The following is a 607-nucleotide window of genomic DNA, read 5'->3' as shown; positions in this document are numbered from 1 at the left end:
GGGAGATTCCGGCGTGGGCGCCAAGCTCCATGGCGATCGCTCAGATCCAGGCTCGTACGGCGGCCCACGCCGGCTCTCGGCACCTAAGCTGCCAGATTCCGAACAGATAAGGCTCATGTCGCGCCATCCATGGCGCTCATGGTCCCGCCAACCCACACACCCCCGCCCCTCGACAATGGGTCGGTCGCCTATGAGAAAACAAACGCAGATGCCGCGCGACGACGATGAGCGCCGGCACGCCCTGCGGTCGTCGCATTACTTTTTCAGCCAATCGCATCGGCATCGGCATCGGCATCGGTGCTGGTGCTGACGTCGCGCGTTGAGTACTGAGTGCCGAGCGCTGAGCGGTGTGCGCTTAGCGGTGAGCAATCAGATTCGAGAAGCGAGCAGCGCAGCGCCAGCTCGGCTGCTTTCTGCTTTCTGCTTTCTGCTTTCTGCTTTCTGCTTTCTGCTTTCTGCTTTGGACCTTCCATCGCCCACCAGCCCCCTGTCAAAGGGTGGGCACGGGTGGGTTGGCGGGACCGTGGGGTTGGCAGGTTTGTCACAAACCACCCAAACAGGAACAAACAGTTGCCGGGGGCCACCACCCCCCAACACACCCCCCCCA

General features: G+C 62.4%; 1 protein-coding gene. It reads right to left on the bottom strand.

Features of this window, described 5'->3' with window-relative positions; genetic code table 11:
- Positions 1-263 precede the first annotated feature (263 nt).
- Positions 264-607 (bottom strand): hypothetical protein (locus tag ABE473_RS18840; RefSeq protein WP_346490538.1); only part of this gene is annotated, 344 nt, incomplete at its 5' end.

Origin of the sequence: Stenotrophomonas sp. TWI700 (assembly GCF_039673645.1) — a bacterium.
Lineage (GTDB): Bacteria > Pseudomonadota > Gammaproteobacteria > Xanthomonadales > Xanthomonadaceae > Stenotrophomonas > Stenotrophomonas maltophilia_AA.
The sequence above is the reverse complement of the archived record's forward strand: the minus strand, read 5'-3'. Positions and strand labels throughout refer to the sequence as shown.